Origin of the sequence: Phenylobacterium sp. (genome assembly GCF_035276905.1) — a bacterium.
Lineage (GTDB): Bacteria > Pseudomonadota > Alphaproteobacteria > Caulobacterales > Caulobacteraceae > Phenylobacterium.
In genome coordinates, this window is record NZ_DATELG010000148.1 from 1 (window position 1) to 4,134 (window position 4,134).

Below are 4,134 nucleotides of genomic sequence, written 5' to 3' on the forward strand. Positions count from 1 at the left end.
GCGGCCGAGCGCACCCAGGCGTCGGCGGAGGCGTCCTGCGCCAGGTCGTGGAAGGCGGCCTGGGCGCGGTCGTAGGCCTTCAGCCGGTAGGCGGCGAGGCCCGTGATCCAGCGGTCGTCGGCGGCCGCCGACAGCTTGAGCGCGCGCTTCAGGTCGCCGGCGTAGAAGGCCTCGCGTGCGCGGCGTGCGCGGTCGGAAAGCGGGGCGGCGGCGGTCGTGCGCGGGGGCGCAGCCATGCCGGCCAGCATCGGCGCGGGCGGATAAAGCGCGTCGGCGGGCTTGCGCTTGAGCGCCAGGCCGAAGATGCGCTCGGCCGGCGGCAGGTCGCGGAACTTGCCGAGCCAGCCGCTCAGCTCCTCGTAGGTCGCCTTGTGCGCGGTCGGATGCATCAGCTGGTAGTAGGCCAGGTAGCCGACCAGCGAGCGGTCCTGGATGTCGACCGTCTGCATCTGGGCGTCGATGAAGTCACCCCTGCCGCAGGCGGCGAAGGCGGCGGCGTAGTGGGCGGCGTCGGTGGTGGAAAGGGGCTGGAGCGCGGGCGCGCCGGCCGCGGCCTGGGCCAGGCCCAGGACCCCAACGCCGAGGATAGAGGCGAACGCCGCCGTGGCGAGCTGCAGGCGCTTCGCAAGCCTCATCCGGTCCAGCGCGCCCCCCCGACGAAAAGGAACGCGTCCCTGCCTAAAGCGAAGGTTGGAGGCTAGGCAGGTCTGTCCGGACGATCAAGCCTCTCCGTAAGCGTGAGCAGGTCGGCCCACGCGCGCTTCTTCGCCGCAGGCTGGCGCAACAGGAAGGCCGGATGCAGCGTCGGCATGGCCGGAAGCTCCAGGTCGCCGGTGGTGGAGCGCCATTCGAACCAGCGGCCGCGCAGCGACAGGATGCCTTCCTCGCGCTTCAGCATCGACTTGGCCGAGGCGCCGCCGACCAGCAGCAGCAGCTTCGGCCGGACGAGCGCGATGGCCCGTTCCAGGAACGGCAGGCAGACCATCTGCTCGGCCAAGGTGGGCGTGCGGTTGCCGGGCGGGCGCCAGAAGACGGTGTTGGTGATCAAAACCCGGTCGGTGAGGCCGGCGGCCGCCAGCATCCGGTCGAGCAGTTGGCCGGCGCGGCCGACGAAGGGCTGGCCCTTGGCGTCCTCCTCGGCGCCGGGGCCTTCGCCGATGATCATCAGCGGCGCGTCGATTCGCCCACGCCAGACCACCGCCTGGCGCGCCGCCCCCTCGTAGCGCAGCGGGCAGCCCTCGAAGGCGGCGATCGCCTCGGCGAGGCTGGCGATGTCCTGCGCCTGGGCCGCGGCGGCCTGGGCCTGGGCGAGCGCGCCGCCGATGTCCGGCTGGCCGGGGCGCGCCTGGGCGTGGACCTGGGCCTGGGCCACGGCGGCGAGGCGCGGGGGCGGGGCGGGGGGCACGAACTTCCCGGCCTCGACGCGGTCTACGGCGACATCCAGCAGCATCGAATCGACGCCGGCCTCGACCCAGAAGGCGAGCAGGCTCTCGATCGCAGCGTCGGTCGGGGCGGCGGGGCTGGCGTTCATATGGGCGTTGAATTCCGCAGACGGCCGGGGTTCGTGCTTGACCGCCGCCGGGTGACATTCCGATAAGACCCGCGATTGATCAACGGCATGCGGCGAAAAGACGAGGGCAAGTCGCCGCCGACAGGGAGCTACGGGGCATGAGCGAAGGCGTCGAACGCGAATCAATGGAGTACGACGTCGTTATCGTCGGCGCCGGCCCTGCGGGCCTGGCGGCGGCGATCCGCCTCAAGCAGCTGGCCGAGGCGGCCGGGGCCGAGATCTCCGTGGCGGTGCTCGAGAAGGGCTCCGAGGTCGGCGCCCACATCCTCTCCGGCGCGGTGATCGATCCGATCGCGTTCAACGAGCTGATCCCGAACTGGAAAGAACTCGGCGCGCCGCTCGAGACCCCGGTCGCCGAAGACAAGTTCATCGTGCTCGGCCCGCAGGGCAGCGCCTCGCTGCCGATGCCGCTGATGCCGGGCTTCATGCACAACCACGGCAACTACATCGCCAGCCTCGGCAACGTCTGCCGCTGGCTGGCCCAGCAGGCCGAGGCCCTGGGCGTCGAGATCTATCCGGGCATGGCGGTGTCGGATCTGGTCATGACCGCCGAAGGCGGCGTGAAGGGCGTCGTCGCCGGCGTCTTCGGCCTCGACAAGGACGGCGAGCCCGGCCCCGACTACCAGCCGGGCATGGAGCTGCACGGCAAGTACGTCTTCATCGGCGAGGGGGTGCGCGGCTCGCTGGCCAAGGTGCTGAAGGCCAGGTTCGGCCTTTCCGAGGGCAAGGATCCGGAGAAGTTCGGCATCGGCCTGAAGGAGCTGTGGCAGGTGCCGGCCGAGGTCTTCAAGCCGGGCCTGGTGCAGCACACGGTCGGCTGGCCGCTCGACGACAAGACCGGCGGCGGCAGCTTCCTCTACCACTTCGGCGACAACTACGTGGCCGTCGGCATGGTGGTGCACCTCAACTACAAGAACCCCTGGCTGTCGCCGTTCGACGAGTTCCAGCGCTTCAAGCACCATCCGGACGTGGCCAAGCACCTGGCCGGCGGCAAGCGCATCGCCTATGGCGCGCGCGCCATCTCGGAAGGCGGCCTGCAGTCGATCCCGCAGATGTACTTCCCGGGCGGCGTCCTGCTGGGCGACAGCGCGGGCCTGGTGAACGTCCCGCGCATCAAGGGCAGCCACAACGCCATGAAGAGCGGCATGCTGGCCGCCGAGGCCGCCTTCGCCGCCATCCAGGCCGGCCGCGCCGGCGACGAGCTGAAGGAATACGAGGAAGCCTTCGACCGCTCCTGGATCCGCAAGGAGCTGAACCTCGTCCGCAACGCCAAGCCGATCCTTTCGCGCTACGGCACCATCATCGGCGGCGCGATCGGCATGATCGACATGTGGACGAACAGGCTGCTCGGCGGCTTCTCGGTCTTCGGCACCCTGCACCACGGCAAGAGCGACGCGGAATCGACGGGCCTCGCCAAGGACTACAAGCCGATCGTCTATCCGAAGCCGGACGGCGTGCTGAGCTTCGACAAGCTGTCGTCCGTGTTCCTGTCGAACACCAACCACGACGAGAACCAGCCCGCCCACCTGAAGCTGAAGGACCCGAGCGTCCCCATTTCGGTCAACCTGGCGAAGTACGGCGAGCCGGCGCGGCTCTATTGCCCGGCCGGCGTCTACGAGGTGCTCTACGACGAAGGCGGGCAGAATCCGCGCTTCCAGATTAACTTCCAGAACTGCGTCCACTGCAAAACCTGCGATATCAAGGACCCGTCGCAGAACATCAACTGGACCACGCCTCAGGGCGGCGACGGCCCGAACTATCCGAACATGTGACCGGTCGCCGCTTGCCGCGGCGCGCCATAGCGTCGAAGGTCGTCAGATGCGCCGCTCACTTCTCCTGATCGCCAGCCCCCTCGTGCTCCTGGCGGGGTGCGCCACCGCCGGGAAAACGCCGCATCAGGCCGCCGCCGGTCCGCCGCCGGCGGATTCGGCCTACGGCATGTTCCTGGCCGGGCAGGGGGCGCTGAACGACGGACGCAGCCAGGATGCGGCGCGGTTCTTCGACGCCGCCCGCAACCAGCCCGGCGCCGACCAGGTGATTTCCGAGCGGGCCTTCACCGCCGCGCTGCTCGCCGGCGACATCTCTGGCGCCGCAGCGCTCGCGCCCCAGGGCGAAGGCGCCTCGGAGGCCGCCAAGCGGCTGGGCGCCCTGGTCCGCGGCGTCGAGCTGATGGCCGACGACCACGGCAAGGAGGCCTACGCCCAGCTGACATCCGCCGCGATCGCCTTCCCGCACAAGTCCGCCGCGGCCCTGCTGGCGCCCTGGGCGGCGGCCCAGGCCGGCGACGTCGAGGGCTCGCTGGCCCAGCCCGAGGTGCGCGGCGACAAGCTGGTCGACTACTTCGGCGGCCTCGGCCGCGGCCTGCTGTTCGAGCGCGCCAAGCGCTACGACGAGGCGGAGACCCAGCTGAAGGCCGCCGCCAGCGGCGAGAACCCCAGCGAGATCGCCATCCTGACCTACGGCGGTTTCCTGGAGCGCCGCGGCCGGCGCCTCGACGCCGTGGCGCTCTACGAGGCGGCGCTCGGCGAGGGCGGGAGCTCCGAGGTGGCCGCCGCCAAGGCCCG

The 4,134-nt window shown here is 70.7% G+C and carries 2 protein-coding genes and 2 pseudogenes; 2 read left to right on the plus strand and 2 right to left on the minus strand.

Annotated elements, in window-relative coordinates; all coding sequences use genetic code 11:
• Together VJS38_RS06740 and VJS38_RS06745 are read right to left on the minus strand one after the other, a co-directional pair.
• A pseudogene (locus VJS38_RS06740) lies at positions 1-635 on the minus strand (lytic transglycosylase domain-containing protein); the annotation flags it as partial.
• Between the two features lie 62 nt (positions 636-697).
• Entirely contained in the window at positions 698-1,531 is an 834-nt protein-coding gene (locus VJS38_RS06745) for a uracil-DNA glycosylase (protein WP_324087388.1), read from the minus strand.
• 137 nt (positions 1,532-1,668) lie between these two features.
• Between VJS38_RS06745 and VJS38_RS06750 the strand changes: the two genes are divergently transcribed.
• Together VJS38_RS06750 and VJS38_RS06755 are read left to right on the plus strand one after the other, a co-directional pair.
• The gene (locus VJS38_RS06750) at positions 1,669-3,342 is read left to right on the plus strand and encodes an electron transfer flavoprotein-ubiquinone oxidoreductase (protein WP_324087389.1); all 1,674 of its coding nucleotides are present in this window, start codon (positions 1,669-1,671) and stop codon (positions 3,340-3,342) included.
• 46 nt (positions 3,343-3,388) lie between these two features.
• Positions 3,389-4,134 (plus strand): annotated as a pseudogene (locus tag VJS38_RS06755) (hypothetical protein); the annotation flags it as partial.

Excerpts from the sequence above, each read along its gene's own strand:
- VJS38_RS06745 (WP_324087388.1), bottom strand. The coding sequence starts at position 1,531 with ATGAACGCCAGCCCCGCCGCCCCGACCGACGCTGCGATCGAGAGCCTG.
- VJS38_RS06750 (WP_324087389.1), top strand. The coding sequence starts at position 1,669 with ATGAGCGAAGGCGTCGAACGCGAATCAATGGAGTACGACGTCGTTATC.